The sequence below is a fragment of the Amycolatopsis xylanica genome (assembly GCF_900107045.1).
GTDB classification, from domain to species: domain Bacteria; phylum Actinomycetota; class Actinomycetes; order Mycobacteriales; family Pseudonocardiaceae; genus Amycolatopsis; species Amycolatopsis xylanica.
This window is the reverse complement of sequence record NZ_FNON01000004.1, coordinates 817,859-842,298: the sequence shown is the minus strand read 5'-3', so window position 1 is coordinate 842,298 and position 24,440 is coordinate 817,859. Positions and strand designations below refer to the sequence as shown.

Below are 24,440 nucleotides of genomic sequence, written 5' to 3'. Positions count from 1 at the left end.
TGTGGGGACCGTCCCGACAGCCAACCGTTTTCAGGGAGTCATCGAATGTCCGAGAAGGTGAAGGTCGACTTCTATTTCGACCCCATCTGCCCGTTCGCTTGGATCTCGTCGCGGTGGATCCTCGAGGTCGAAAAGCATCGTGACCTCGACCTCCGCTTCCGGATCATGAGCCTGTCCGTGCTGAACAGCGGCCGCGACGAGCTGCCGGAGCAGTACCGCGAGCTCATGGAGAAGGGCTGGGGCCCGGTCCGCGTCGCCACCGCGCTCGCCCAGGCGCAGGGCGAAGAGGCGCTGCGCGGCTACTACACCGAGTTCGGCACGCGCTACCACAACGGCGGCGTCAAGGACTACGACGTCGTCATCAAGGAGGCGCTCGCCGCCATCGGCGCGCCGGCGGAGCTCGCCGAGGCCGCGTACTCCACCGAGTACGACGAGGCGCTGAAGAAGAGCCACCACGAGGGCATGGACCCGGTCGGCATGGACGTCGGCACGCCGACCATCCACATCGACGGCGTCGCGTTCTTCGGCCCGGTGCTCACCTCGATCCCGCGCGGCGAGGACGCCGTCAAGGTCTTCGACGGCGCTCGCCTGCTCGCGGGCTACCCCGACTTCTTCGAGCTCAAGCGGACTCGGACGGGCGAGCTGAATTTCGACTGAGCGCCGCTTCGGTGACGTCCTCGGGATAAGGGGAGCGGGCGAGCGCACTGACTACGGTGAGCTCGCCCGCGGTCACCGCGGCGTCGAGCACGGACAGCGAAGCCATACCGTCACGGTGCTCGGCAACGAAGGCCGGGCCGACAGGTTCGCCATGGCCCGGCACCACTATTTTCGGGCATAACGCCAGAATCCGGTCAAGTGCGGCAGGCCACTTCGTCAGGTCGTTGTCGACGCCGAACGAGTCGGCCGTCCACCCGGCCGGCCCGTTCTCCACGGTGTCGCCCGCGAAGACCACACCCGCGTCCGGCACGTGGACGATCAGGTCGTGGTCGGTGTGCGCGTGCCCGAGGTTGATCAGCACCGCCGACCGGCCGCCGAGATCGAGCGTGACCTCGGTTTCGACGACGCGGTCTGGCCGTTCGATGCTGGTCCTGTCAAGCGCGTCCGCGATCTCGGGCTTCCCCTCCGCGCGGTAGGACTCGGCCCGCTTGCGCCGGGCGTTGTCGCCGAAGGTGTCGAGTTCCGCGCGGCAGCCTTCCGCCGCCCAGACCTCGCACGGCAGGAACGGCGTCGTGCCGAAGGCGTGATCGAAGTGCGCGTGCGTGTACGCGACGATCCATGGCAGCGGTGTGATCTCACGGACGGCGGCGGCGAGTTCGGCGCCCTGGTCGACGTCGCCCCTGGTGTCGATCACGAGGCACTTCTCGGTGCCGACGACGAGCCCGACGGTCAGGTCGAGTTCCTCGTAGCGGCGGGCGTAGACGCCTTCGGCCAGTTCCTGCCAGGTCAAAGCTGCTCCAGTAGGTCGGTCTTCAGAATCGGGACGGTAGTGCTGACGTTGAGTGCGGCCGCGAGTGGGATATCGGCGCCGTGGCCCTTTCCGATGAGTTCACGGCCGGACGAACATTCGGTGAGCGCCCTCTCGACGTCCGTCGCTTGATAAGCGGCGGAGGCCAGTGCGGCTTCTGGGGACTTAGTACGGCTAAGCGCTGTGACGATCGCCCCCGCGCCTAAGTGATCTTCGACGCAGGGGCGCAGCGGGCCTTGGGAGACGCCCCAACGCTCGCCTGCCGCGATGATGCCGATCGCGCCGGTTCCGGCCAGTTCGTTCGCGGCCTCGGCGACGGCGTCGGCGTTGCGCAGGCAGCCGACCAAGACGGTCGCGCCGGTTTCCTTCGCCTTTGTCGTGAGCGTGGCGCCGTTGGGAGAGGGCAGGTCCGTCAGGCCGGGAGAATCGCCGATGGCCGCGGGCCGGGGCAGCCGGGCGTCCGCGCGCCAGGTGAGCGGCCTCGCGCGTCCGCCGCGGCTGAGCACTAGGTCGACCGTGGTGCTGAAGGAAAGCACGTCCACGATCACCAGCACGGCGCACGTGGCGCCGAGCGTCTCGACGCCTTCGCGGCCCCATTCGAGCCGCACGCCGAAGCCGTCTTGCCCCCAGTAGCCCACCCCCACAGCATGCCCGCCGGAAGGCCGGATGGCAGACTTCCGCACTGTGCGTGTCTATCTGGGATCCGACCATGCCGGTTTCGAACTGAAGAACCACCTGGTGGCGCACCTGCGCGAGCAGGGCCACGAAGTGACCGACATCGGTCCGCACGTCTACGACGCGGCCGACGACTACCCTGCGTTCTGCATCGAGACCGCGCGCCGCGTGGTACTCGACGAGGGCAGCCTGGGCATCGTCGTCGGTGGTTCGGGCAACGGCGAGCAGATCGCGGCCAACAAGGTCCGCGGCGCCCGCGCCGGGCTGGCCTGGAGCGTCGAGACGGCGAAGCTGACCCGCGAGCACAACCACGCCCAGCTCATCGGCGTCGGCGCGCGGATGCACACCGTCGAAGAGGCGACCGCGATCGTCGAAGCGTTCCTCGAGACCCCGCCGTCGCCCGACGAGCGGCACGCCAGGCGCGTTCAGCAGGTGCTCGACTACGAGCGCACCGGCACCCCGCCCGCACTGCCTGCCTGATGCCCGAAGGGCACACGCTCCACCGGCTCGCCAAGGCACACCAGCGCCGCTTCGCGGGCGCTCCGGTGGCCGTCAGCAGCCCGCAGGGCCGGTTCGCCGCCGAAGCGTCCCTTGTGGACGGTCAGGTGCTGGTCCGCGCCGAGGCGTACGGCAAGCACCTGTTCCACGACTACGGTCCACACGGGACAGTGCACGTCCATCTCGGGCTGTACGGCACGTTCAGCGAGATGAAGCTGCCGGTGACCGAGCCGGTCGGCCAGGTGCGGATGCGCATGGTCGGCCGCACCCAGTGGACCGACCTGCGCGGCCCGACCCGGTGCGAGCTGCTCACCTCGGGCGAGGTCGACGCCATCATGGCCCGCCTCGGCCCCGACCCGCTGCGCCGCGACGCAGACCCTGACAAGGCCTTCGCGCGCATCTCGCGCTCGAAGACCTCGCTCGCGGCGTTGCTGATGGACCAGTCGGTGCTCGCCGGCGTCGGGAACGTCTACCGCGCCGAAGTGCTGTTCCGGCACGGGATCGCGCCGATGCTGCCCGGCCGTTCGCTGGATTCCGCGCTGTGGAAGGACATTTGGTCCGACCTGGTGTTCCTGATGCGGGACGGCGTGCGCACCGGCCGCATCGACACGGTCGCGCCGGAGCACCTGCCCGAGGTGATGGGCCGCGCCGCCCGCGAGGACCGCCACGGCGGCGAGGTCTACGTCTACCGCCGCGCCGGGCTGCCGTGCTACGTGTGCGGGACGCCGATCGCCCACTCGGAACTAGTCGGCCGAAACCTCTACTGGTGCCCGCACTGCCAAGCCTCGTGAGGGCTGAAGAACGGGATAAAGCGGGCTTTATCCCGGGAAAAGCGCCCGGGATAAAGCCCGCTTTATCCTAGAAGTCGAAGCCGCCGCCGAAGTCGCCGCCGCCGTCGAAACCTCCGCCGTCGAAACCTCCGCCATCGAAGCCGCCGCCGTCCCAGCCGCCGCCATCGCCGCCCATGTCGGCGCCGGCGTCGCCGCCGCCCATGTCACCGGCGTCCATGGCGTCCTGCTGGCCCGCGTCGTAGCCGGACTCCCAGGCCGAGGCGCTCGCGATGCCGCTCATGCCGGAGAACATCGCGCTGAACAGGAACATCGAGCCGAGGCCCCACGCGCCAGCGACGAGCGCCGGCTTCCACCACGGCTCGCTGTACCAGCCCTGCGGGACCGGACGGCCCGCGACGCGGCCGCCGGGGTAGTAGTACGGCGTGTTGTGCCCTGCCTCGGGCGAAGCCTCGTAGTGCTGGCCTTCGATGTCGACGCTGCGGTGCTCGGTGACCTTGCCCGCGCGCTCGCGCTCGGCGTCGTCCGGCAGCGCGGGGCCGGGGTCCATGCCCATCGCCACGCGCGCGGCGCGCACGTAGTACAGCCCCTCGACCGCGGTGTCCTTGACCAGGCGGGCCTGCTCGATGGTCTTGGCCTGCTCCATCTGCGAGCCTGCCGCGTTGTACCGCTCCGCCGCGTCGGCCAGCGCCTGCTGCGACGCCGTGTCGGTGCCGCTGAGGTTCAGCACCTGACCGCCGAGCCGCTCCAGCAGGCGGCGCGCGTCGGCCTTGGCGTCGTCCAGCTGCTGCTGGCGGGCGGCGGCCCGCGACTTCGCGAGGTACATGCCGCCGCCGACGACAAGGACGAGGAGCACGATCAGGAAGATCGCGGTACCCATGGGTCACTCCCGGGTTCTTCGAAGCAGAGCCTTTGAAACGGACAACGCGGACGGTACGCCGGAGGTTCCCGATGAGGCCCAGGGCACACCGGGTGACTACTCGATCGCGGCCGTCCGCCCGGTGAGCACCTTCACCGGCACCTCCTCGGCGAACGGCCCGTCACCCAGCGCCGCCCGCAGTTCGGCGTCGAACTCCGCCCGCTGCTCGACGGTCAGCGCGTCCAGTCGCGCCGCCGAATACAGGGAGCCGATCACGGCGTCGGCCGTGTGCTCCTCCACGTAGTCGAACCGCTCCTCCTTGACGTCGGTGAACCCGGCCGCGCGCAACGCCTCGGCGTAGCCCGCGCGACCATGGCGTGTCGTGCGTCCACATCGGAATCCCGTTCGCGGTCACCGAGACTTTCCTTGCCCAGCAGGGTTTCCAGCACCGGCACGTCCGTGTCGGCGGCGGCCCGCGCGAGCATGTCCACGGACGGGTCCATCCCGATCACCGCGCCCGCCACCTCCGCGAACGGGTACGCCAGCTGCCCGGTGCCGCAGCCCAGGTCGAGCACCCGCGACCCGGCGCCCAGTCCGAACGAGGGCGATCACTGGCGGAGAAAACTAGAACACGTTATAGTCCGGAACCATGAAGTTCACGCTCTCGGTCGCGATGAATCCGCTGGAGCACTTCGCCGACCTCGCGCGCACGGCCGAGGAGTACGGCTTCTCGTCGATCGCTTTGCCTGACTCGCTTTTCTACTCCGAGACGGTCTCCGCCGACTATCCGTACACCCCGGACGGCAGTCGCTTCTGGACCGAGGAGACGCCCTGGTCCGACCCGCTGGTCGCCGCCGCGGCGATGGGCGCGGTGACCACCGACATCGAGTTCTACACCTCGGTGCTCAAGCTCGGCTCGCGCAACCCGGTGCTGCTCGCCCGGCAGGTCAACTCGGTCGCGGCGCTCACGAAAGGCCGGTTCGGGCTCGGCCTCGGCGTCGGCTGGTCGCCGGAGGAGTTCGAGTGGTGCGGCGCGCCGTACGAGCGGCGCGGCAAGCGCGTGGACGAGGCGATCGACGTGCTGCGGCTGATCCTCGACGGCGGGATGGTCGAGTACCACGGTGAGTTCTTCGACTTCGGCAAGCTCCGGATGAGCCCGACGCCGCCGAAGCGCGTCCCGTTCTACATCGGCGGGCACACCGACGTCGCGCTGCGCCGCGCCGTGCGCGTCGCGGACGGCTGGTCGTCGGCGATGATGAAGTTCGACGACCTGCGCGAGACCATCGAACGGCTGCGCGCGCTGCTCGCCGAAAACGGGCGCGCGGACGACCCGTTCGAGTATCAGGCCGTCTGTATCGACAAGTTCGGTCTCGACGGCTATCGCGCGCAGGGGGACATCGGCGTCACCGACATCATCACCATGCCGTGGGTGTTCGACGGCATCGGCTTCGACGGTGAACTGACCGCCAAGAAGGACTCCATCAAGAAATTCGGCGACGAGATCATCTCGCGATTTTAAGGAGCGCGCCGTGGGTGCCGATGTGTGCTGGGATCCCGCTGCCGAGCAGCCCGCGGCCCGCCAGGCCGCCTGGCGGTCGATGAACGCGGTCTGCGCTGGCGACAAGGAGGCCTGGGTCGCCTTGTTCGCCGCCGACGCGGTGATCGAGGACCCGGTCGGCCCGTCGATGTTCGACGCCGAGGGCAAGGGCCATCGCGGCTCCGACGCGGTGGCCGCGTTCTGGGACCTCACGATCGCCCAGGTCGAGCGGTTCGAGTTCGTGATCAGGGACTCGCACGCCGCCAACGATGGCCGCGAGGTCGCGAACGTCGGGACGATCACCACCTATCTGCCCGGCGGCTACGTCGTCGACACCGACGGTGTTTTCGTCTATCGCGTCGGCGAGGACGGGCTCATCCGCTCGATGCGCGCGCATTGGGAGACCGACCGCGCGCTCGCGACGGCCCGTCAGGCCGAACACGGGAAGTAACCAGGGGCGAAGCCTCACCAGTGCGACTGTCACGCGGACGGCCGCCCGCCGACTCCGCTTAGTAAGCCCTCTTTACTAATGCGGTTCAGACCTCCTACCTTTACCACTGGCTCAAAGTGGCGCAACGAGATTTGTCTGATTAATGGGTGCAAGCCGTCATGCATCCATCTGATCATTCGACGTCTCGGCCGCTTTCGGGTCGTAGTGACCACCCAGTGGAACCTAGGAGTACGAATGTCGGCATCCCCCCTGCTGCGCAAGCTGGCTTCGGCCGCCGCGGCAGTTCTCGCGCTGAGCGCGGTGTCTTCGGCCACCGTTCAGCTCAGTGCCCCCGAGGAAGCGCTCGCCCTGGAGAACGGCCTTGCCAGGACGCCGCCGATGGGCTTCAACAACTGGAACACGACCGGATGCCGGGCGGAGTTCAACGAGGCGATGGTCAAGGGCATCGCCGACATCTTCGTGAACAAGGGCCTCAAGGACGTCGGCTACCAGTACGTGAACCTCGATGACTGCTGGGCGCTGCCGACCCGCAACTCCAAGGGTGACCTCCAGCCCGACCCGAAGCGCTTCCCGAACGGCATCAAGGCCGTCGCCGACTACATCCACTCCAAGGGCCTGAAGATCGGCATCTACACCAGCGCGGGCACCAAGACCTGCAACACCGCCGGCTTCCCCGGCGGCCTCAACCACGAGCAGCAGGACGCGAACCTGTTCGCCTCGTGGGGCATCGACTACCTGAAGTACGACAACTGCAACAACCAGGGCGTCGACGCGCAGAAGCGCTACAAGGCGATGCGCGACGCGCTCAAGGCCACCGGCCGCCCGATCGTCTACTCGATCTGCGAGTGGGGCAAGAGCGACCCGAAGATCTGGACCTGGGGCGAGCCCGTCGGCAACCTGTGGCGCACCACCGGTGACATCTCCGACAACTGGTCCAGCATGATCAGCAAGGCCAAGGCCAACCGCGTGCTGTCGCAGTACGCCGGGCCGGGGCACTGGAACGACCCCGACATGCTGGAGGTCGGCAACGGCGGGATGACCCCGACCGAGTACCGCACCCACTTCAGCCTGTGGGCGGTCATGGCCGCGCCGCTGCTGATCGGCTCCGACCTGCGCAAGGTCAACGACGACACGTTCAAGATCCTCGAGAACAAGGACGTCATCGACGTCGACCAGGACAAGCTGGGCAAGCAGGCCACCATCACCAGCAACAGCGGCGGACTGGTCGTCTACAACAAGGTGCTGGCCAACGGCGACCACGCGGTGGCGCTGTCGAACGAGAACACCGCGACCGCGACCATCAGCACCACGGCCGCCGCGATCGGCATGGGTGGCGCGACCTCGTACACGCTCAAGGACCTGTGGACGAAGTCGACCAAGACGACCTCCGGCGCGATCAGCGCTTCGGTGCCCGGTCACGGCACCGTGCTGTTCCGCGTGTCCAAGTCCGGCACCACCCCGCCCGGTGACACCGTCCGCTACGAGGCCGAGTCGGCCACCCTGTCCGCGGGCGGCACCATCGACTCCAACCACGTCGGCTTCTCCGGCACCGGCTTCGCCAACGCCACCAACGCCGCGGGCAGCTACGTCGAGTGGACGGTGAACGCGGCCGCCGCGGGCCAGGCCACCCTGGAATTCGGCTACGCCAACGGAACCACGGCCGCACGCCCGGTCGACATCGCGGTCAACGGCACGGTCGTCGCGTCCGGGGTCACGTTCCCCGGCACCGGCGCCTGGACCACGTGGAGCGCGGTCTCGCGCACCGCGAACCTGGTCGCGGGCTCGAACACGATCCGGGTCACGGCGACCACGGCCGACGGCCCGGCGAACCTCGACTACCTCGACGTGACCCTGCCGTAAGGGCTCGTGCGCGTTGCGGGCGGTTAGAACCGCCCGCAACGCGCACGACCTTTCAGTCGTGGTTGCGGGCGAACGCCTGCAGCTGGCTGTACGGGCCGTTGAAGAGGTCCTGGTCGCCGGGGAAGCGTCCGCCGTCCGCGTGTTGCCAGAACGTGTAGTACGTCCAGTTGTACGGCAGCGGGCCCGGGGTCGAAGCGTAGTTCGCGATCCACAATGCGTTCGTGTCGGCGAAGGCGCCCTGGGTGCCGACGCACTGACTCCACCACGTGGTCGACGTGTAGATCACCGGACGCTTGCTGGTGCGGGCGTAGTAGGTGTCGCTGAAGTCGCGGATCCAGGCGGCCATCGAGGCCTGGCTCAAGCCGTAACATGTTGGGCCGTAAGGGTTGTACTCCATGTCGACCGCGCCCGGCAGCGTCTTGCCGTCGGCGGACCAACCGCCGCCGTTGGCCAGGAAGTAGTTCGCCTGCGTGGCGCCGCTCGACTCGCTCGGCAGCGCGAAATGGTAGGCGCCGCGGATCATGCCCGCGTTGTAGGAACCGTTGTACTGCTGGGTGAAGTACGGATTCGTGTACCCGGTGGACTCGGTCGCCTTGATGATGGCGAAGCGCGCGCCCGCGTTGTACGCGGCTTGCCAGTCGACGTTGCCCTGGAAGCTGCTGACATCCATGCCTGGCACGGTTTCCCCGGCCGCGCGGACGGCGCCGTTCGTGGTCTGGCGGCCTTCGTGCTTGGCGATCTGCGACCCCATCGCGTGGTCGCCGGCGGTGCTGGCGTTAGCCGTCGTGGCGCTGGTCAACGCGACCGCGGCCGTGGTCAGGCAGAGCAGGATCGTCCTTTTCATGTGCACCCCAGTCAAGTCGTGCGCGGACAACTGGTTCATCGTGCAGCGCGCGGACGGGGCGGACAAAGGTTTTCGACCACGATTGAAATGCGTCGTGAGTGTTCCGGACGGTTAGAACCGTCCGGAACACTCACGACTTCGAAGTCGGGATGACAGGATTTGAACCTGCGACCCTCCGCTCCCAAAGCGGATGCGCTACCAAGCTGCGCCACATCCCGAGGGTCACACCGTCCCCCGGAGGGGTGGTGTGAGGACAGCCTAGCGGTAGCCGCTAAGCTTGCTTCGCACCCGGTACCCGGGAGCGCGCGGGTGTAGCTCAATGGTAGAGCCCTAGTCTTCCAAACTAGCTACGCGGGTTCGATTCCCGTCACCCGCTCCACCTGGGAAAAGCCCTGGTCACGACTTCGTGGCCAGGGCTTTTTTCATGCCCATATGCAAGACAAGCAGGGTTGTCTTGACAAAAAAAGTTGTCGGTGAGACCTTGGGTGCACTCGACCATCGAAGGGATCACGACGATGACCACGTACGCGCCCGCCAAGACCTCCGCTACGAAGACTCGGCTGCTCGCCGGCGTCGTCGCGGGACCGCTGTATCTCGTGCTGGGGTTCGCTCAGGCGGCCACCCGGGACGGCTTCGACCTGACCGTGCATCCGTTCAGCTTCTTGAGTCTCGGTGACGGCGGGTGGGTGCAGATCGCGAACTTCGTGCTCGCCGGGGTGCTGTTCCTCGTCTCGGCCGCCGGGCTGAGGAAGGCGATGAGAGGTAGTACTTGGGGGCCGCGGCTCATCGGGGGCATGGGAGCGGGGATGGTCGCCGGGGGTGTGTTCACCGCCGATCCCGCGTTCGGATTTCCGGCGGGTGCGCCGGCCGGGCAGCCGGAAGCCGTCAGCTGGCACGGGACGCTGCACATGGTCGCCTTCATGGTCGCGATCGTCGCGTGGACGTTGTCCTGCTTCGTTTTCGCTCGCTACTTCGCCGCGCGGAAGCACAAGGGTCTGGCCGTCTACAGCGTGCTGACCGGGGTCGCGCTGCTCGCGACTCCTGCGTTCATGGGGACTTCGGGCGGGGTCGTCCTGCTTTACGTCGTCGCGACGCTCGGGTGGGTGTGGAGCTCGGTCGCCATCGGGGCTGTCGCGAAGGAGCATGACAACGGCGAGATGTAGTAGGTATGCTACGATTTGAGGTAGCAATGAGACAGGGGGGTGATGGCGGTGACCACAGGGGACAGAGTGGTGCTCGACGTCGACGGCCTGCGCATGCGCTATGGCGCGAACGATGTGCTGCACGACGTGAGTTTTCAAGCCAGGCAAGGGGAAGTGGTCGTCTTGCTCGGCCCGAACGGGGCGGGCAAGACCACCACGATCGAGATTCTCGAAGGCTTCCGGATGCGGTCCGCCGGGCGGGTCGCGGTGCTCGGGGTGGATCCGGCGCAGGGCGGGGAGGACTGGCGGGCGCGGCTGGGGGTCGTTCTGCAGTCATGGCGTGACCACGGGAAATGGGGTGTGCGGGAGCTGCTCGCCCATCTCGGTTCGTACTACACCTGCTATTCGACCGAGCAGATCAAGCGGCCTTGGGACGCGGACGAACTGGTCGACGCGGTCGGCCTGACCGAGCACGCTGGCAAGAAGATCCGGACGCTTTCGGGTGGGCAGCGGCGACGGCTGGACGTCGCCATCGGCATCGTGGGGCGGCCGGAGCTGCTGTTCCTCGACGAGCCGACCGCGGGATTCGATCCCGAGTCGCGGCGCGAGTTCCACGATCTCGTGCACCGGCTCGCCGATGAGCACGAGACCACGATCCTGCTGACCACCCATGACCTGGACGAGGCCGAGAAACTGGCCGACCGGATCATGATACTGGCGAACGGGCGGATCATCGCCGACGGCTCGGCCGATGAGCTCTCGCGGCGGATCGCGGGGGAGGCTGAGGTGCGGTGGACGCGGGACGGGCAGCGCTTCGTGCACTCGACGACCGCGGCGACGAAGTTCGTGTACGAGCTTTTCAAGCAGTACGGCGAATCGGTCGAGGAGCTCGAGGTCCGCCGGGCGTCGCTCGAGGACACCTACATGGCCCTGGTGCGCCAGGCCGAATCCGGCCAGGGCGAAGCCGGCGTGCGCACTCTCGAGGAGGTGGCGGGATGAACCCGGTCATGACCGCGTTGCGCGCGGGCTGGAGCCGAGGGCTGATCGAGCTGCGGCAGTCGTTCACCAATGCCCAGGACCTGTTCGGCCAGCTCTTCTGGCCGGTCGTGCTGCTGGTGACGTTGTTCTTCATGCGCGGGGCGCAGGTGCCGACCGGCGGCATGGTGCTCGGCGCGATGGTGCTGCCGAGCCTGCTCGGGATGAACATCATCTTCTACGGCATGCTCGCCATCGCCCAGCTGCTCACGGTCGAGCGCGAGGACGGCACCCTGTTGCGCGCCAAGGCCATTCCGAACGGCATGCTCGGATATCTCTTCGGCAAGCTCGTCACGGTCTCGGGCGGGTTGATCATCAACGTCGTGATCCTGCTGATCGCCGGCTCGTTCTTCGTGGACGGCCTGGCGGTCCCCGGCGTGGGGTCGTGGCTGATGCTGGCAGGGGTGCTGGTGCTGGGCATGGTCGCGACGCTGCCGCTCGGCGCGGTGTTCGGCGCGCTGATCACCAACCCGCGCAGCCTCGGCCTGCTCATGCTGCCGATGATGGGCCTGGTCGCGATCTCGGGGATCTTCTACCCGATCACGGCGCTGGCACCTTGGCTGCAGTGGCTCGCGCAGGTGTTCCCGATCTACTGGCTCGCCCTCGGCATGCGGTCGGCGATGCTGCCGGACGGCGCGGCGGCCGCCGAAATCGGCCAGTCGTGGCGGCACCTGGAAACCATCGGGGTGCTCGGCGCCTGGGCGATCGTCGGCCTTATCCTCGCGCCGATCGTGTTGCGCCGGATGGCGCGCCGTGAGTCGGGATCGAGTGTGGCCGAGCGCCGGGAGAAGGCGATGCAGCGTGTCGGGTGAGGTGGTGCACAACCGCATCGCCATGTTGCGTGCGGAACGAGGCATCTCGCGGCGGCAGCTCGCCGACGGCCTCGGCGTGCACTACCAGACGATCGGCTATCTCGAACGCGGCGAGTACAGCCCCAGCCTCTTCCTGGCGCTGAAGATCGCGGAGTACTTCGAGGTGGCGGTGGAGGTCATCTTCTCGACTGAGCCGTTTCCCCGGCTGGGCGAGCGTTCAGCGTCGTGAGCGTTGCGGGCGGTTAGAACCGCCCGCAACGCTCACGACCCCGGCTACGCTGGAGGAATGCGCTGGCTGGCGCTCGTGGTGGCGGTCTTGCTCGCCGCCTGTTCGACCGAGGTGCCCGGCACCCCGGCGCCGAAGCCCGCCCTCGCCGCCGCCTCACCGCTTGAGCTGCGCTTCGTGGTCGAGGCCGAGGGGAATGTACTCAAGGACAAGGCGGGCGTGAGCTATCGGGTCGGTCCGGTGGTGCTGGTGCTCGCCGAGTTCACCAAGGCCTCGGTCGGGTACGCGCCCGCGAGCGGGCACCACGTCCGGCTCGAGCTGCCCGACGACGAGGCGGCGAAGTTCGCGAGGTTCACGATGGAGAACGTCGGCAAGCAGGTGGCGATGGTGGTGGCCGGGAAAATCGCGTTCGCGCCGGTGATCGAGAGGCCGGTCAGCGGTGGCGTCATTCAGCTCGACGGTGAGTTCACGGCCGTCCAAGCCCAAGAGATCGTCGATGCCATCAAGGGTGGGTCGTGAGTGTTTTGGCCGGTTAGAACCGGCCGGAACACTCACGACGGAAAATCGGTGGCGGGGGCTGGATCGGGCTTGAGAGCATCGGCCGCATGTCAGCCATCGTCGTACCCAGGTCGTTGCCCGTCGTCGCCTCCGCGACGGCGAAGCAGCAGGCGACCCTGAGCCGGAAGCGACCACGTCCAGTGTCGTGACCGCCTCGTTCGTCGCGGGGCTGCTCGCCGGGTATGGGATCGCGCTGCCGGTCGGCGCGGTCGCGGCGTATCTGGTGGCGCTGACCGCGCGGAACTCGCTCAAGGTCGGTGCGGCGGCCGCGCTCGGGGTGGCCAGCGCGGACGGGCTCTACGCGCTCGTCGCAGCCCTAGGTGGCGCGAGTGTCGCGGCGGTCATCCAACCGATCGGCGGAACGCTCAGGATCGTCGCGGCGGTCATCTTGGTAGGCCTCGCGGGTGTCGGGGCGGCACGGGCCATCCGGGACTTCAAGTCCGAAGTGGACACGAGAGTCGTCAAGCCGTTGACCGTGTCCAAGGCGTACTTCAGTCTTCTCGGGATCACCGTGCTCAACCCGGCCACGGTCATCTACTTCGCCGCGCTCGTCATGGGCGACAAGGCCCAAACGGCCAATGCGACCGTGTTCGTGATCGCCGCGTTTCTAGCCTCGGCCAGCTGGCAGCTCACCGTCGCCTGTGGGGGAGCGGTGCTGGGACGGCTGCTGACCGGCCACAAAGGACGGCTGATCACCGCGCTCACGTCGAGCGCGGTGATCGCCGGGCTCGCGGTTCAGATGGTCGTGTAGTGCGAAGCGTCGCCTTCGAGCGACTCGGAGCGCTCACCGTCGACGCCCACCGGGACATCGCCGGCCACGGTGACCCGGTGCAGGCGTCGCGGCAGGTCGTCGTAGTTGTCGATGGCGTAGTGCTGGGTGATCCGGTTGTCGAACAGCACCAGCTGGTTCGGCTCCCACGCCACCCGGACGATGTTCTCCGGCCTGGTCACGTAGGACTGCAGCAGCCGCAGGATGTCGCGTGACTCCGTTGTGGACAGTCCGACGATCCGCTGCGCGAACCCGCCGATGAACAGGCCGCGCTCGCCGGTCTCGGGGTGCACCCTGACGACCGGGTGCGCGGTGCGGAACTTCTGCGAGACGAAGATCTCGCGGCGCGCCTTTTCCTTGTCGCTCAAGGAAGGCTGGACGTAGTCGTAGTCGTTGGTGTGGACCGCGCGCAGGGTGTCGGCGAACGCCCGCAGCGGCGACGGCAGATCCCGATAAGCCGCGGCCGTGTTCGCGATCAGCGTCTCACCGCCGTACGGCGGGACGACGAGGCTGCGCAGCGTGCTGGCTTTCGGCGGCGCGACAACGAAAGTCACGTCCGTGTGCCACTGGTTCGCGCGGCCTTCTTCGCTGTCCACCGGCAAAATCGAGGGCGCGCCGTCCACCGAGGGCACGGTCGGGTGCGCCTTGGTCAGCTCGCCGAACCGGGCGGCGAAGCGCAGCTGGCCCTCGTCGTCCAGTGAGACGTTCTTGAACACGAGCGCCTTGTGCTCGTGCAGCGCGTCCTTGACGAACTGGACGTCGAAGTCGCTGGCCGGGTCGATGCCGATGACCTCGGCGCCGATCCGCCCGGTGATCTTCCTGATGTCGATGAGGGTCATGCCGCGTGCTCCTTTACTCGGGTGGCGGGCCGCGCGAGGCCGTAGTGCCCGCGCAGGGTGGAAGCGCTGTATTCGGTGCGGAACAGGCCCCGGCGCTGCAGTTCCGGGACCACGAGGTCGACGAAATCGGTGAGCCCGCCGGGCAGCGTCGGCGGCATGATGTTGAACCCGTCCGCGGCGCCCGCCGTGAACCAGTGCTCCAGCTGATCCGCGACCTGGACCGGGGTGCCGGCGAACACACGGTGCCCGCGTCCGCCGGCCAGCCGCTCGATGAGCTGGCGGATGGTCAGGTTCTCGCGCCGCGCCAAGCCGGTGACCAGGTCGAACCGGCTCTGCTGGCCCTCGGTGAAGGTGCCGACGTCGGGCAGCGGGCCGTCCAGTGGGTATCCGGCCAGGTCGTGGTCGAGCAGGTTCGACAGCTGCCGGACGCCGTATTCGGGTGTGATGAGGGCGTTGAGCTCGGCTTCGCGCTCGCGTGCCTCCGCCTCGGTGCGGCCGAGGATCGGGCTGATCCCCGGCAGGATCTTGATCTCGTCCGGAGTGCGGCCGTGCCGCCCGAGCCTGGCCTTGACGTCGTCATAGAACGCCTTGCCCTCTTCGAAGGTCTGCTGCGCCGTGAACACCGCCTCGGCGTAGCGCGCCGCGTACTCCTTGCCGGTCTCCGACGAACCCGCCTGCACCAGCAGCGGGTGCCCCTGGACCGGGCGCGGGACGTTCAACGGGCCGCGCACCTGGAAATGCTCGCCGACGTGGTCGATCGGGTGAATCAAGTCGGTGTCCGCGTAGACGCCGCTCGCCTTGTCGATCACCGCGGCGTCGTCTTCCCAGCTGTCCCAAAGCTTTTTGACGACCTCGATGAACTCGGTCGCGCGCTCGTAGCGCAGCTCGTGCGCGGGCCTGGCGTCGCGGTTGAAGTTGAGCGCCTCGTCCTTGCCCGCCGAGGTGACGATGTTCCACCCGGCGCGCCCGCCGCTGAGATGATCGAGCGACGCGAACTTGCGTGCCAGGTGATACGGCTCGTTGTACGTGGTCGACGCCGTCGCGATCAGTCCGATGTGCTCGGTCGCGCCGGCCAGCGCGGACAGCAGTGTGAGCGGCTCGAACAGGTTGTGCGAGTTGTAGCGGACGTTGCCCCACAACGCGACTCCGTCAGCGAGGAACAGCGAATCGAGCTTGCCGCGCTCAGCCGTCCGCGCGAGTTCGACGTAGTGCTGCAACGTCGTCGCGCGCTTCGGGTCGGTGTCCGGATGCCGCCACGCGGCCTCGTGATGGCCGTTCTGCATCAGGAACGCGTTCAAATGCAACTGTCTGGTCACGCCTTCTCCTTCGGGCGCCAAGCGGAGAACCGTCGTTCGAGTGCGACGAAGCCCTGGTTGACGATGAGACCGAGCACCGAGACCGCGATGATCCCGGCGTACATCTGGGTGATCTGGAAATTGACCTGGGTGTTGTTGATCAGATAACCGAGCCCGGCCTTCGCGCCGACCATCTCGGCGGCGATCAGCACCAGGATCGAGTACGACGCCGCCAGCCGGATGCCGGTGAAGATCGTCGGCACCGCGAACGGCAAGATCACCTTGCGGAACAGCCGCGGACTGGACAGCCCGAGCGAGCGGGCGGCCCTGACCAGTAGCGGATCGACCGAGTTGACCCCGGCGATCGTGTTGAGCAGCACCGGCCAGACGCAGGCGTAGACCACCAGCGTGATCTTGGACAGCTCGCCGATGCCGAGCAGCAGGGTGAACACCGGCAGCAACGCCAGCGCGGCGGTGTTGCGCATCAGTTCGAGCAGCGGGTTCAGGAACGCCGCCACCGGGCGATACCAGCCGATCAACAGTCCTAACGGGACACCGATGGCCACCGCGACCGCGAAGCCCGCCGCCGAGCGGCCGAGGCTCGCCGTCAGGTGATCGGCGAGCTGGCCGTTGAGGATCAGCTCCCACAATGCCGCCAGATCTTCGGAAACCGGTGGCAGGAACGTCCGCGTGCTGTCGTCGAGCACATAACGCGGGACGAGTTCCCAGGCGGCCAGGAACAAGATGATGGCCGCGGAACTGCGTACCGCCTTGACGAAGGGGGACAGGCTCTTCGGTTTGTCCACCAGGGTTGGCGTGCGGACGAGGGGCTTTTCCAGTGTCGCGGTCATCAGGCCGCCTTCCGTATCTCGTCGTGCAGCAGTTCCCAGAGCTGATGGCGGTGGCGCACGAAGCCCGCCGAAGACCGCACGTCCCCGGTCCGCTCGCCGAGGTCGATGTCGACGACCTCCTTGAGCCGTCCTGGCCGTGACGTCAGCACGGCGACCCTCTGTCCTAAGTAGACGGCCTCCTCGATGCCGTGCGTGATGAACACGATCGTCTTCCCGGTACGCCGCCAGATCCGGAGCAGCTCGTCTTGCAGCTGGTCCCGGGTCTGCGCGTCCAGCGCGGCGAACGGCTCGTCCATCAGCAGCACACCCGGGTCGTAGGCGAGGCTCCTGGCGATCGCGACGCGCTGCTTCATGCCGCCGGACAGCTCGTGCGGCAGCTTCTCCTCGAACCCGGAAAGCCCGACCAGGTCTAGGAATTCGCGAGCCCGGTCGGCGCGCTGCCGCTTGGTGAGCGACCCGCCTTCCAGTCCGAACTCGACGTTGGCGCGCGCGGTCCGCCAGGGGAACAGCGCGTACTGCTGGAAGACCACCCCGCGATCGAGGCCGGGGCCGGTCACCGGCGAGCCGTTGATGAGCACCTCGCCGGAAGTCGGCTTGCTGAGCCCGCCGAGCAGGTCGAGCAGCGTCGACTTACCCGAGCCGCTCGGCCCGACCAGTGAGAGGAAACTGCCGTCGTCGATGTCCAGCGAGACATCGTCCAACGCGGTCAGCGCGCCGAAAGTCTTGGTGACACTTCGGATGTTGATCATTTGGACCCCGCATAGGGGTTGAACTCGTTGGTGTAGAGCTTCTTGGTGTCGATCTTGTCGCTCTTGATGAACCCGGACTGCTTGAGCCAGCCCTCCCACAGCGTGTAGTCCTGGTCGCTGATCAGGCCGCCGTGCGTGATGCCGACGCTCTTCCAGTACTTGAGCGTGTCCGTGCTCTCGTTGCGGTGCCGGTTCTGGATGATCTTCGTGAACCGGGCGATGACCTCCTCGCGAGGCGTCGTGCGTTCCCATTCGATCGCCTTGGCCACGGCCGAGACGAAGATCTTCGACGTCTCCGGGTATTTCTTGATGAAGTCGGTGCGCAGCACGTACGGGCCACCGTTGTACGGCCCGAACGCTTCGACGTCGCTGACCAGCCTGCGCAGGCCACCGCTCGCCGCGGCGTGGTCCTGCAGGATGCCGTTGAGCGCGCCGACGTCGACCTGGCCGTTCCGCAATGCCTGCTCGGTGTTGACCGGCGGCAGCACCACCAGCTGGACCTGGTCCGTCTCTGCCTGGGTGAGCCCGTTCTTGAGCAGCCAGGTGTCGAGCACGGCTTCGAGGTTCGCGCCGACGGTGTTGACCGCGACCTTCTTGCCGATCAGGTCACGCGGCGTGCGGATCGGGCTGTCCTCCTTGACGTAGAAGCCGAGGAAGGTCTTGTCGTCGGAGCCGTAGTAGTTGATGACCGCCTTGACCGGCGCGCCCGCTTCGATGAGCTTGACGACCGCGCCGGTGAAGGCGCCGCCGAAGTCGGTCTGGTCGGTCGCGGCGGACTGGATGTCCTGCGGGCCGCTGATCGTGTTGCCGACCCACTTGAGTTTCACCTGCCCGAAGTAGCCTAGGTCTTCGGCGAGTTCGGGGAGCGAGACGTTGTTCGCGGAGCCTTGGTAACGCAGCTCGAGCTTTTCGGGCTGACCGGGTGCGCTGGCCGTCGCGGAGGTGCCGCAGCCGGTCAGCGCCACCGCGGCCACGAGGACTGTGGCGAGCAATGGCTGGGTTTTGTTCACGCCGTCACTATTCGACAGTCATCGAGACCAGAGCAACATTGCGATAATTTGAACTAAAGAAATCTCAGGATGTGCGACGCAGGCTCGTGCTCAAGGGATCTTGGTACAGTGCGTTCAGCAGTACGGCACCGCCTGCCGTCGCCAGCTCGCGGCCGGAAAAGCTTGACGGCACAACGACTTTCTCCGCGTCATCGCAGATCCACGAGCGGACATCGACCTCTTCGCGCAGCGCGGAAAGACAGCCGGGAACGTGGTGCACACTCTGATCGACGACGATCAGAATTTCCGGATTCAGCACGTCGAGCAATAACGCGGCGGCCTGGCCGAGTAATCGTGCGCGCTCGTGAAATAGCGCGATCGAATTCGCGTCACCTTTTTTCGCGAGATCGAGTAATTCCGTGAAGGGGAGACCGGCCTTACGGGCGACCGTCTGCTCGGAGACCGTCGCCTGCAGGCAGCCGGTCCGCCCGCAGTCGCAGGGCTCGGTGCTGTCGTCGACCGGGAGATGCGCGACGGCGCCCGCCGCCGACCGGGGTCCGTGGTGGACGGTGTCGCCGGTCGCGAAGGCGGCGTCGACGACGTTGCCCGCGAAGAGCTGGACCACGCTCGCCCGCGCGCGGGTCTGGCCGAGCAGCCGTTCGGCGTGGACGAGCGCGCGGGAATGACTGTCCACCGCGACGGCCAGCCCGGTGTGCCCGGTCAGCAGGTCGCGTGCGGGCACGTCGCGCCAGCCCAGCAGGGGATGGTCGATGATCGAGCCGGTCCGCTCGTCCACCCAGCCGCCGGTGGCGACGCCGATGCCGTGCGGCCTGCCGAGTTCGAGCAGCGCGTCGGCGGCGCCGAGCAGCACGGTGACCGGGTCCAGGCTCGGGTGCGGGATCACGCGCTGGACGAGCACACGCCCGCGCACGTCGAGCAGCGCGACCGTCGCGAAGTGGACGGCCAGATGGATGCCGCCGATGACGTGGTGCGCGGTGTCGAGGTCGACCGGGACGTGCGGGCGGCCGATGGCGCCGCCGACTTCGGGGAGTTCACGCAGCAGGCCGAGCTCGGTGAGCTCGGCGGTGTGCCCGGTGACCGCGGCGGGGGAGAGGCCGGTCCGGCGGGCGATGGTGCTGCGGGCGATGGGTCCGTGGTCGAGCACGGTGCGAAGCACGGAACTCGCGCTGGCGCTGCGCCGATGTGTCCTTTGTGGACCATCGCGCAGCGCCCGCTGAGAACCCATGGCCAAGATGGTTACACGCGTGCGCGGGGTTGCCTAGGACACGCGCAGGGTGCTCACCATGTGAGAGCTGGCCGAAAGGAAGCCGGGGACCGGGAGGTCGTCACGGGTGAGCTGCTTGACGAGCCCGCGCTGACGCCACCACAGCAGCGTGGCGTGGTACATCCCGCGATAGGACGAGTCGTACCGCGAGGCCCAGATGGTCACCGTGCTGCTGACCTCGGTGCCGCTGACCGTGATCGACAGGGTCGGGGCGTGATCACGTTGGCGTGGCTGGAAGTTGAACGTGCCGGGGCCGGAAACGGGTTTCCAGTCGCGGAACTGCTGTCGGACGATGTCGCTCGCCTGCCGTGTCGCGGCAGGTGTTTCCACGTCGAGCTGTTGGTGCGCTTTGGCCTGGATGTAGACCAGCGTGCAGAAAACAGCCAGCGCGGTGAGGATGAGAACTGCTGGCAAGGGTGGACTCCTTTGTCCGTTTCCGTGCTCCCGTCCGCGGGATTGAGTTGTCACTCGCGCGGGGACAGGCGTTCGTTACGACCATTACCGGGGATCGGCGGGGATGGCGATCAAGGAGAGATCTTTTCCGGGCCGGTCGGCGGAAGGGCGGACAGCTTAACTCTCGCGCTGACGGGGGACTTGCTGGGGCACCCCTGGAGTGTGAGCGGGCGCTGGATGAATCTTGCGTTATTCCCCTCGCCGACACACGCGGGTTGCGGTGAAGGGTTCTTACGCTGCGCTGAACGGCTGAACGGGTGGCACCTCCGCCACCGAGCGGTAAATGATCTTCCCGGCGGCACTCGCCTTGGCGACCATTTCGTCCGCTCCGGCGGACGGTCCGCCGATCCGCAAAACGGCGTCGCAATACTCGAGCAGCCGCTCGGCGATGGGATGGAAGATCTCGTCGAAAACCTCGTCCCCCACACGGGTGGAGCCGGCGAGTGCGACGAGCGGCAGTGCCAGGTCTTCCCCGGTCACCGGCACATGTCCGGCGCGGAACAGCGGCAGCGCCGCCTCGTGCATCGCGGCGACGTTGGCCGCGAGCTTGGCCGGGTCGTCGCCGGTTCCGGAGCGGTACGGACCGGCCACCAAGATCATCATCGGGTGTCTCCTATGCCAAGTGGACGGTCGTGCCCGCTTCGCGCAGCGCGTCGAGGGTGCGCGGGCCGACCGGGTGGGTTTCGGGGTCCTCGGCGGCACTGTCGGTGACGAACTCGGCGGCCGCGTCGAGCCCGGCGATCCGGCTGAACGCGCGCGTGCCGAGTTTCGTCGCGTCGGCGACCGCGATCGTGCGGGAGGCGCGCCCGAGTGCGAGTTGTTTCACGGCGGAATCCTCGAGTGAGAATTCCGAATAGCCGTCTTCGGCGTGAATTCCGCCCAGTGAAAGCACGAAACAGTCGAAACTGAGTTCGCTCAGCGCGCGCAGTGTTATCGGCCCGACCAAGGAGCCTTCGGCGGGGCGCGGTTCTCCACCCAGCAGAAGGAGTCGGACGCCCGGAACGTCGGTCAGCCGCGCCGCCGCCTGCAGGCTCAGGACACCGACGGTGACCGGCGCGCGTTCGGCGAGCGCCGCGGCGACGTGCACGGTCGTCGTGCCCGCGTCGAGCAGGACGGTCTCGCCGGGCCGGATCAGGCTCGCCGCGAGCGCGCCGATGCGGGCTTTCGTCGCCTCCTGCCACTTCGCGCGGGCGGCGAAGCCGGATTCGGGCTCGCGTGTGGCGGTCGCCGCGCCGCGGATCCGCTGGAGCAGGCCTTGGGCTTGCAGCGCGTCGAGATCCCGGCGGACGGTCATTTCGGACACGCCGAGCCGGTCCGCCAGGTCGGCCACGGAGATGCGGCCCGCGGCCTGGACGAGGCGGAGGGTGACGTCGAGTCGATCGGCTACCGGCACCTCCGATTTCTACCACGGGCTTGTGCGAACTGATAGATCCTTGTGCGTTACGAAACTGGTCAGAAGGCTTGTCAGATTGCGATCCGCGAAGCTACTGTGCGGTAGGTCACGGCGGCGGTGCCGTGACCGGAGGGAGCCTCGACGATGCTCAATCGGATCGGCGCCACTTGTCACTCGCTGTCCGTGCTGGTCAAAGCCGGGATGGTGGAGGTCGGCCGTCCTGATCTGGCGCTGGCGTCGCTGCGCGCGGTGCGCGGGCTCGGGCCGATCGCGGGCGCCGCGAAGGTGTCGGCCCGCCGCGATCCGGACGCCGTCGCGATCATCGACGAGTGCGGTCCGGTGACCTACGGAGAACTGGATCGCCGGTCCAACGCGCTCGCCAGGGCGTGGCTCACGCACGGGTTCGGCGCGGAGTCGGTCATCGCGGTGCTCTGCCGGGATCACCGAGGTGTCGTCGACGCGATGCTCGCCTCTGCCAAGCTCGGCGCGCGGCTGCTGCTGATGAACACCGGCTTCTCCCGCCCGCAGCTCGCGGACGTCGCGCGGCGCGAGGGGGTCTCGGCGCTGGTGCACGACGAGGAGTTCGCGGATCTGCTCGGTGACGTCGACGCCGAGGTGCGCCGGTATCCCGAGTCGCTGGTCGAGGAGCTGGTGCATGGGGACCAGCGCGATCTCAAGCTCCCGCGCTCGGGTGGCGCGCTGGTCCTGCTCACCAGCGGCACCACCGGGACGCCGAAGGGCGCGCCGCGCCGGGTCCGCTCGCCGCTGGCCGCCGCGCAGTTCCTCGAACGCATCCCGCTGCGCCGCGGGCAGACGATGTACGTCGCGGCGCCGACCTTCCACGGCACCGGGCTGTCGCAGTTCATCCTCGCCTTCGCGCTCGGCATGACCGTGGTGTTCCGCAGGCGGTTCGACGTGCGGGCCACGCTCGAAGGCATCGCGAAGCATCGGTGTGACGTGCTCGTGGTGGTGCCGACGATGCTGCAGCGGATCGTCGACTTCGGCGGCGTGCGCGACCACGACACGTCCAGCCTGCGGATCCTGTTCAGCGCCGGGTCGGCACTGGGCGCCGATCTGGGAAACAGGGCGACCGCGTTGTTCGGCGACGTGATCCACAACCTTTACGGCTCAACGGAAGTCGCGGTCGCCACCATCGCCACGCCCGCGGATTGGCGTGCCGCGCCCGGCACGGTCGGCAAGCCGCCGAGGGGATGTCTCGTGCGGCTTTACGACGAGCAAGGCCGGGAGGTGACCGAGGCGGGCACGCGCGGCCGGATCTTCGTCGGCAGCGGCCTCGCGTTCGACGGCTATTCGGGCGGCGGGACCAAGGAGATCATCGACGGCCTGATGTCCAGCGGCGACGTCGGCCATTTCGACGCCGACGGCAGGTTGTTCGTCGACGGGCGCGACGACGACATGATCGTCTCCGGCGGCGAGAACGTGTTCCCCGCCGAGATCGAGGACCTGCTCGCGTCCCACCCGGCGCTGCTCGAAGCGGCCGTCATCGGCGTGCCGGACCGCGAGTTCGGCCAGCGGCTGCGTGCGTTCGTGGTCCCGTCGTCGGAGATCGACGCCGACACGGTCAAGGCTTACGTCAAGGGAAATCTCGCTCGCTACAAGGTTCCGCGTGACGTCGTGTTCCTCGGCGAACTGCCGCGCAACGCGACCGGGAAAGTGCTCCGCCAGAAGCTCCGCGACTATCAGGAAGGCGTACCTCAATGAAGAGGCTCCTCGCTGTGCTGTGTGCTGTGCTCCTAGTGTCCACAATGGCCGCCCCGGCGATGGCGGCCGCGCCACCTCCGCCGCAGAGCGACCCGTTCTACGCCCCGCCCGACGGTTACGAGTCGCTCGCGCCGGGCACCGTGCTGCGGTCACGGGAAGTCGGGGTGTCGGCGTTCGCGGCGCTACCCCAGAAGGTCCAGGCCTGGCAGCTGCTGTATCGCACGAACGACGCACTGGACCGTCCACAGGCGACGGTCACGACCGTCCTGCTGCCCTGGGGCGCGAAGCCGAGTTCATCCCGGCCACTGCTCAGCTACCAGGTCGCCGAGGACAGCGCCGCGCCGCAGTGCGCGATCTCGTATCAGCTGCGGCAGGGCGCCGGGAACGACAACATCGTCGCGCAGGCCGAGATCCTGCTGATCGACGCTGCTGTCCAGCAGGGCTGGGCGGTGAGCGTGCCGGACTACGAAGGTCCCAAGAGTGCTTACGTGGCGGGGAAACAAGCCGGTCACGCCACTTTGGACGGTATACGCGCGGCGCAGAACTTCACCCCGCTGGGCCTGAACGCGCAGACCTCCGTCGGCCTGTGGGGTTACTCGGGTGGCGCGCTCGCCTCGGGCTGGGCAGCGGAAATGCAGCCGTCGTACGCACCCGAGCTGAACATCAAGGGCGTGGCTGAGGGCGGCCTGCCGGTGAACCCGGCGCATGTGCTGAAGAACGCGAACGGCGGTCCGTTCGCCGGGATCGCGATGAGCGGTATCGCCGGGCTCGGGCAGGCCTACCCGCAGCTCGCGGAGTTCCTGGACGCGAACATGACCGCTGAAGGCAAGGCCGCGCTGGCCAAGGCCAAGACGCAGTGCAACTCGGGCAACACGGCCACGTTCGCGTTCAAGGACCTGTTCAAGTACTTCACGATTCAGGACCCGCTGAACCAGCCGGTGCCCCGGCAGGTGCTCGCGGACGTGACCATGGGCAAGGCCACGCCTACCGCGCCGCTGTTCGTCTACCACTCGGTCAACGACGAGCTGGTGCCCAGCGCGGACACCGACCAGATCGTGCGGGACTACTGCGCAGGCGGCGCCCGGGTGAAGTACCAGCGCGACATCCTGAGCGAGCACGTCATCCTGGTCGCGACCGGGGCCGCGAACGCGTTGAACTGGCTCAAGGATCGGCTTTCCGGCAAGCCCGCGCCTTCGGGATGCAGCACGAAGACCGTGCTGTCTTCGCTGCTCTCGCCTTCCGCGCTGGTGACGTTCGGGTCGGTGCTCTACCACGACCTGCTGGCGCTGTTCGGCCGTCCCGTGGGGTAGTCGTGAGTGTTCCGGCCGGTTAGAACCGGCCGCGC

29 protein-coding genes and 2 tRNA genes are annotated in these 24,440 nt (G+C 67.8%); 15 read left to right on the top strand and 16 right to left on the bottom strand.

Going from position 1 to position 24,440, the window contains the following annotated elements; translation table 11 throughout:
- The first annotated feature begins 45 nt into the window (after positions 1–45).
- On the top strand, positions 46–657 hold the full coding sequence (locus tag BLV57_RS22790; RefSeq protein ID WP_091291814.1) for a mycothiol-dependent nitroreductase Rv2466c family protein: 612 nt from the start codon (positions 46–48) through the stop codon (positions 655–657).
- Here the strand turns inward: BLV57_RS22790 and BLV57_RS22785 are convergent.
- Positions 620–1,447: an MBL fold metallo-hydrolase gene (locus tag BLV57_RS22785; RefSeq protein ID WP_091291813.1), complete on the bottom strand. Its 828-nt coding sequence runs from the start codon at positions 1,445–1,447 to the stop codon at positions 620–622. The genes BLV57_RS22790 and BLV57_RS22785 overlap by 38 nt on opposite strands.
- Positions 1,444–2,103, bottom strand: coding sequence for a 2-phosphosulfolactate phosphatase (locus BLV57_RS22780; protein WP_091292017.1), 660 nt, complete (start codon positions 2,101–2,103; stop codon positions 1,444–1,446). Before BLV57_RS22780 ends, BLV57_RS22785 begins: the two co-directional genes overlap by 4 nt.
- 46 nt (positions 2,104–2,149) lie before the next feature.
- Between BLV57_RS22780 and BLV57_RS22775 the strand changes: the two genes are divergently transcribed.
- Positions 2,150–2,620 carry a ribose-5-phosphate isomerase gene (locus BLV57_RS22775; RefSeq protein WP_176968760.1) on the top strand — a complete coding sequence of 157 codons (471 nt, stop codon included), beginning with the start codon at positions 2,150–2,152 and terminating at the stop codon, positions 2,618–2,620.
- A complete protein-coding gene (locus BLV57_RS22770; RefSeq protein WP_091291810.1) occupies positions 2,620–3,429 on the top strand; it encodes an Fpg/Nei family DNA glycosylase in 810 nt (269 codons plus the stop codon). The genes BLV57_RS22775 and BLV57_RS22770 overlap by 1 nt, the downstream gene beginning before the upstream one ends.
- Before the next feature lie 67 nt (positions 3,430–3,496).
- Here the strand turns inward: BLV57_RS22770 and BLV57_RS22765 are convergent, their stop codons facing one another.
- The 3 genes from BLV57_RS22765 to BLV57_RS22755 all read right to left on the bottom strand — a co-directional run bounded on the left by BLV57_RS22765 (position 3,497) and on the right by BLV57_RS22755 (position 4,860).
- Positions 3,497–4,306, bottom strand: a complete 810-nt coding sequence (locus BLV57_RS22765) for a hypothetical protein (protein ID WP_091291809.1) — start codon at positions 4,304–4,306, stop codon at positions 3,497–3,499.
- A gap of 96 nt (positions 4,307–4,402) precedes the next feature.
- Positions 4,403–4,633, bottom strand: coding sequence for a hypothetical protein (locus tag BLV57_RS22760; RefSeq protein WP_143047123.1), 231 nt, complete (start codon positions 4,631–4,633; stop codon positions 4,403–4,405).
- Positions 4,558–4,860, bottom strand: a complete 303-nt coding sequence (locus BLV57_RS22755) for a class I SAM-dependent methyltransferase (RefSeq protein WP_245757458.1) — start codon at positions 4,858–4,860, stop codon at positions 4,558–4,560. The genes BLV57_RS22760 and BLV57_RS22755 overlap by 76 nt, the downstream gene beginning before the upstream one ends.
- A 74-nt stretch (positions 4,861–4,934) precedes the next feature.
- Between BLV57_RS22755 and BLV57_RS22750 the strand changes: the two genes are divergently transcribed.
- The 3 genes from BLV57_RS22750 to BLV57_RS22740 all read left to right on the top strand — a co-directional run bounded on the left by BLV57_RS22750 (position 4,935) and on the right by BLV57_RS22740 (position 8,133).
- The gene (locus BLV57_RS22750; RefSeq protein WP_091291804.1) at positions 4,935–5,804 is read left to right on the top strand and encodes a TIGR03619 family F420-dependent LLM class oxidoreductase; all 870 of its coding nucleotides are present in this window, start codon (positions 4,935–4,937) and stop codon (positions 5,802–5,804) included.
- Positions 5,805–5,814: 10 nt separating this feature from the next.
- Positions 5,815–6,273 (top strand): nuclear transport factor 2 family protein, encoded by a 459-nt coding sequence (locus tag BLV57_RS22745; protein WP_091291802.1) that lies wholly within the window; start codon positions 5,815–5,817, stop codon positions 6,271–6,273.
- A 234-nt stretch (positions 6,274–6,507) separates the two neighbouring features.
- Positions 6,508–8,133 carry a carbohydrate-binding protein gene (locus BLV57_RS22740; protein ID WP_091291801.1) on the top strand — a complete coding sequence of 542 codons (1,626 nt, stop codon included), beginning with the start codon at positions 6,508–6,510 and terminating at the stop codon, positions 8,131–8,133.
- 52 nt (positions 8,134–8,185) lie between these two features.
- On the opposite strand, the gene BLV57_RS22735 is transcribed toward BLV57_RS22740, so the two are convergent.
- Together BLV57_RS22735 and BLV57_RS22730 are read right to left on the bottom strand one after the other, a co-directional pair.
- Complete coding sequence (locus BLV57_RS22735; RefSeq protein WP_176968749.1) at positions 8,186–8,977, bottom strand: lysozyme; 792 nt, start codon at positions 8,975–8,977, stop codon at positions 8,186–8,188.
- 144 nt (positions 8,978–9,121) lie between these two features.
- Positions 9,122–9,195: transfer RNA gene (locus BLV57_RS22730), tRNA-Pro, on the bottom strand.
- Between the two features lie 87 nt (positions 9,196–9,282).
- Between BLV57_RS22730 and BLV57_RS22725 the strand changes: the two genes are divergently transcribed.
- The 7 genes from BLV57_RS22725 (at position 9,283) to BLV57_RS22695 (ending at position 13,501) form a co-directional block, all read left to right on the top strand.
- Positions 9,283–9,356: transfer RNA gene (locus BLV57_RS22725), tRNA-Gly, on the top strand.
- Between the two features lie 136 nt (positions 9,357–9,492).
- Positions 9,493–10,140 (top strand): DUF998 domain-containing protein, encoded by a 648-nt coding sequence (locus tag BLV57_RS22720; protein ID WP_143047122.1) that lies wholly within the window; start codon positions 9,493–9,495, stop codon positions 10,138–10,140.
- Positions 10,141–10,233: 93 nt separating this feature from the next.
- On the top strand, positions 10,234–11,118 hold the full coding sequence (locus BLV57_RS22715; RefSeq protein WP_218134867.1) for an ABC transporter ATP-binding protein: 885 nt from the start codon (positions 10,234–10,236) through the stop codon (positions 11,116–11,118).
- Positions 11,115–11,966 (top strand): ABC transporter permease, encoded by an 852-nt coding sequence (locus BLV57_RS22710; protein ID WP_091291794.1) that lies wholly within the window; start codon positions 11,115–11,117, stop codon positions 11,964–11,966. The genes BLV57_RS22715 and BLV57_RS22710 overlap by 4 nt, the downstream gene beginning before the upstream one ends.
- A 22-nt stretch (positions 11,967–11,988) precedes the next feature.
- The gene (locus BLV57_RS22705) at positions 11,989–12,195 is read left to right on the top strand and encodes a helix-turn-helix transcriptional regulator (RefSeq protein WP_091292016.1); all 207 of its coding nucleotides are present in this window, start codon (positions 11,989–11,991) and stop codon (positions 12,193–12,195) included.
- Between the two features lie 57 nt (positions 12,196–12,252).
- Complete coding sequence (locus BLV57_RS22700) at positions 12,253–12,711, top strand: SecDF P1 head subdomain-containing protein (protein ID WP_091291792.1); 459 nt, start codon at positions 12,253–12,255, stop codon at positions 12,709–12,711.
- A gap of 184 nt (positions 12,712–12,895) precedes the next feature.
- Complete coding sequence (locus tag BLV57_RS22695; RefSeq protein ID WP_091291790.1) at positions 12,896–13,501, top strand: LysE family transporter; 606 nt, start codon at positions 12,896–12,898, stop codon at positions 13,499–13,501.
- Here BLV57_RS22695 and BLV57_RS22690 read toward each other — a convergent pair.
- The 9 genes from BLV57_RS22690 to BLV57_RS22650 all read right to left on the bottom strand — a co-directional run bounded on the left by BLV57_RS22690 (position 13,486) and on the right by BLV57_RS22650 (position 21,373).
- Positions 13,486–14,358 carry a TauD/TfdA dioxygenase family protein gene (locus tag BLV57_RS22690; RefSeq protein WP_091291788.1) on the bottom strand — a complete coding sequence of 291 codons (873 nt, stop codon included), beginning with the start codon at positions 14,356–14,358 and terminating at the stop codon, positions 13,486–13,488. The two genes, BLV57_RS22695 and BLV57_RS22690, sit on opposite strands and share 16 nt — an antisense overlap.
- Positions 14,355–15,674 (bottom strand): LLM class flavin-dependent oxidoreductase, encoded by a 1,320-nt coding sequence (locus BLV57_RS22685; RefSeq protein ID WP_281244425.1) that lies wholly within the window; start codon positions 15,672–15,674, stop codon positions 14,355–14,357. The genes BLV57_RS22690 and BLV57_RS22685 overlap by 4 nt, the downstream gene beginning before the upstream one ends.
- Positions 15,671–16,504, bottom strand: a complete 834-nt coding sequence (locus BLV57_RS22680) for an ABC transporter permease (RefSeq protein ID WP_091291786.1) — start codon at positions 16,502–16,504, stop codon at positions 15,671–15,673. Before BLV57_RS22680 ends, BLV57_RS22685 begins: the two co-directional genes overlap by 4 nt.
- Positions 16,504–17,253 (bottom strand): ABC transporter ATP-binding protein, encoded by a 750-nt coding sequence (locus BLV57_RS22675; RefSeq protein ID WP_091291784.1) that lies wholly within the window; start codon positions 17,251–17,253, stop codon positions 16,504–16,506. The genes BLV57_RS22680 and BLV57_RS22675 overlap by 1 nt, the downstream gene beginning before the upstream one ends.
- Complete coding sequence (locus BLV57_RS22670; protein WP_091291782.1) at positions 17,250–18,263, bottom strand: ABC transporter substrate-binding protein; 1,014 nt, start codon at positions 18,261–18,263, stop codon at positions 17,250–17,252. The genes BLV57_RS22675 and BLV57_RS22670 overlap by 4 nt, the downstream gene beginning before the upstream one ends.
- A gap of 64 nt (positions 18,264–18,327) precedes the next feature.
- Complete coding sequence (locus BLV57_RS22665) at positions 18,328–19,488, bottom strand: ROK family transcriptional regulator (RefSeq protein ID WP_091291779.1); 1,161 nt, start codon at positions 19,486–19,488, stop codon at positions 18,328–18,330.
- Positions 19,489–19,521: 33 nt separating this feature from the next.
- Entirely contained in the window at positions 19,522–19,941 is a 420-nt protein-coding gene (locus BLV57_RS22660) for a hypothetical protein (protein ID WP_091291777.1), read from the bottom strand.
- Between the two features lie 270 nt (positions 19,942–20,211).
- On the bottom strand, positions 20,212–20,583 hold the full coding sequence (locus tag BLV57_RS22655) for a DUF4406 domain-containing protein (RefSeq protein ID WP_245757457.1): 372 nt from the start codon (positions 20,581–20,583) through the stop codon (positions 20,212–20,214).
- A gap of 10 nt (positions 20,584–20,593) precedes the next feature.
- Positions 20,594–21,373: a DeoR/GlpR family DNA-binding transcription regulator gene (locus BLV57_RS22650; RefSeq protein ID WP_091291775.1), complete on the bottom strand. Its 780-nt coding sequence runs from the start codon at positions 21,371–21,373 to the stop codon at positions 20,594–20,596.
- A gap of 144 nt (positions 21,374–21,517) precedes the next feature.
- Between BLV57_RS22650 and BLV57_RS22645 the strand changes: the two genes are divergently transcribed.
- Together BLV57_RS22645 and BLV57_RS22640 are read left to right on the top strand one after the other, a co-directional pair.
- On the top strand, positions 21,518–23,095 hold the full coding sequence (locus BLV57_RS22645; protein WP_091291773.1) for an acyl-CoA synthetase: 1,578 nt from the start codon (positions 21,518–21,520) through the stop codon (positions 23,093–23,095).
- Complete coding sequence (locus BLV57_RS22640; protein WP_091291771.1) at positions 23,092–24,405, top strand: lipase family protein; 1,314 nt, start codon at positions 23,092–23,094, stop codon at positions 24,403–24,405. The genes BLV57_RS22645 and BLV57_RS22640 overlap by 4 nt, the downstream gene beginning before the upstream one ends.
- Positions 24,406–24,440 lie beyond the last annotated feature (35 nt).

Coding starts and splice junctions, on each gene's coding strand:
- BLV57_RS22790 (WP_091291814.1), top strand. CDS start 46: ATGTCCGAGAAGGTGAAGGTCGACTTCTATTTCGACCCCATCTGCCCG.
- BLV57_RS22770 (WP_091291810.1), top strand. CDS start 2,620: ATGCCCGAAGGGCACACGCTCCACCGGCTCGCCAAGGCACACCAGCGC.
- BLV57_RS22765 (WP_091291809.1), bottom strand. CDS start 4,306: ATGGGTACCGCGATCTTCCTGATCGTGCTCCTCGTCCTTGTCGTCGGC.
- BLV57_RS22750 (WP_091291804.1), top strand. CDS start 4,935: ATGAAGTTCACGCTCTCGGTCGCGATGAATCCGCTGGAGCACTTCGCC.
- BLV57_RS22740 (WP_091291801.1), top strand. CDS start 6,508: ATGTCGGCATCCCCCCTGCTGCGCAAGCTGGCTTCGGCCGCCGCGGCA.
- BLV57_RS22735 (WP_176968749.1), bottom strand. CDS start 8,977: ATGAAAAGGACGATCCTGCTCTGCCTGACCACGGCCGCGGTCGCGTTG.
- BLV57_RS22720 (WP_143047122.1), top strand. CDS start 9,493: ATGACCACGTACGCGCCCGCCAAGACCTCCGCTACGAAGACTCGGCTG.
- BLV57_RS22715 (WP_218134867.1), top strand. CDS start 10,234: ATGCGCTATGGCGCGAACGATGTGCTGCACGACGTGAGTTTTCAAGCC.
- BLV57_RS22710 (WP_091291794.1), top strand. CDS start 11,115: ATGAACCCGGTCATGACCGCGTTGCGCGCGGGCTGGAGCCGAGGGCTG.
- BLV57_RS22705 (WP_091292016.1), top strand. CDS start 11,989: ATGTTGCGTGCGGAACGAGGCATCTCGCGGCGGCAGCTCGCCGACGGC.
- BLV57_RS22700 (WP_091291792.1), top strand. CDS start 12,253: ATGCGCTGGCTGGCGCTCGTGGTGGCGGTCTTGCTCGCCGCCTGTTCG.
- BLV57_RS22690 (WP_091291788.1), bottom strand. CDS start 14,358: ATGACCCTCATCGACATCAGGAAGATCACCGGGCGGATCGGCGCCGAG.
- BLV57_RS22680 (WP_091291786.1), bottom strand. CDS start 16,504: ATGACCGCGACACTGGAAAAGCCCCTCGTCCGCACGCCAACCCTGGTG.
- BLV57_RS22675 (WP_091291784.1), bottom strand. CDS start 17,253: ATGATCAACATCCGAAGTGTCACCAAGACTTTCGGCGCGCTGACCGCG.
- BLV57_RS22665 (WP_091291779.1), bottom strand. CDS start 19,488: ATGGGTTCTCAGCGGGCGCTGCGCGATGGTCCACAAAGGACACATCGG.
- BLV57_RS22655 (WP_245757457.1), bottom strand. CDS start 20,583: ATGATGATCTTGGTGGCCGGTCCGTACCGCTCCGGAACCGGCGACGAC.
- BLV57_RS22645 (WP_091291773.1), top strand. CDS start 21,518: ATGCTCAATCGGATCGGCGCCACTTGTCACTCGCTGTCCGTGCTGGTC.
- BLV57_RS22640 (WP_091291771.1), top strand. CDS start 23,092: ATGAAGAGGCTCCTCGCTGTGCTGTGTGCTGTGCTCCTAGTGTCCACA.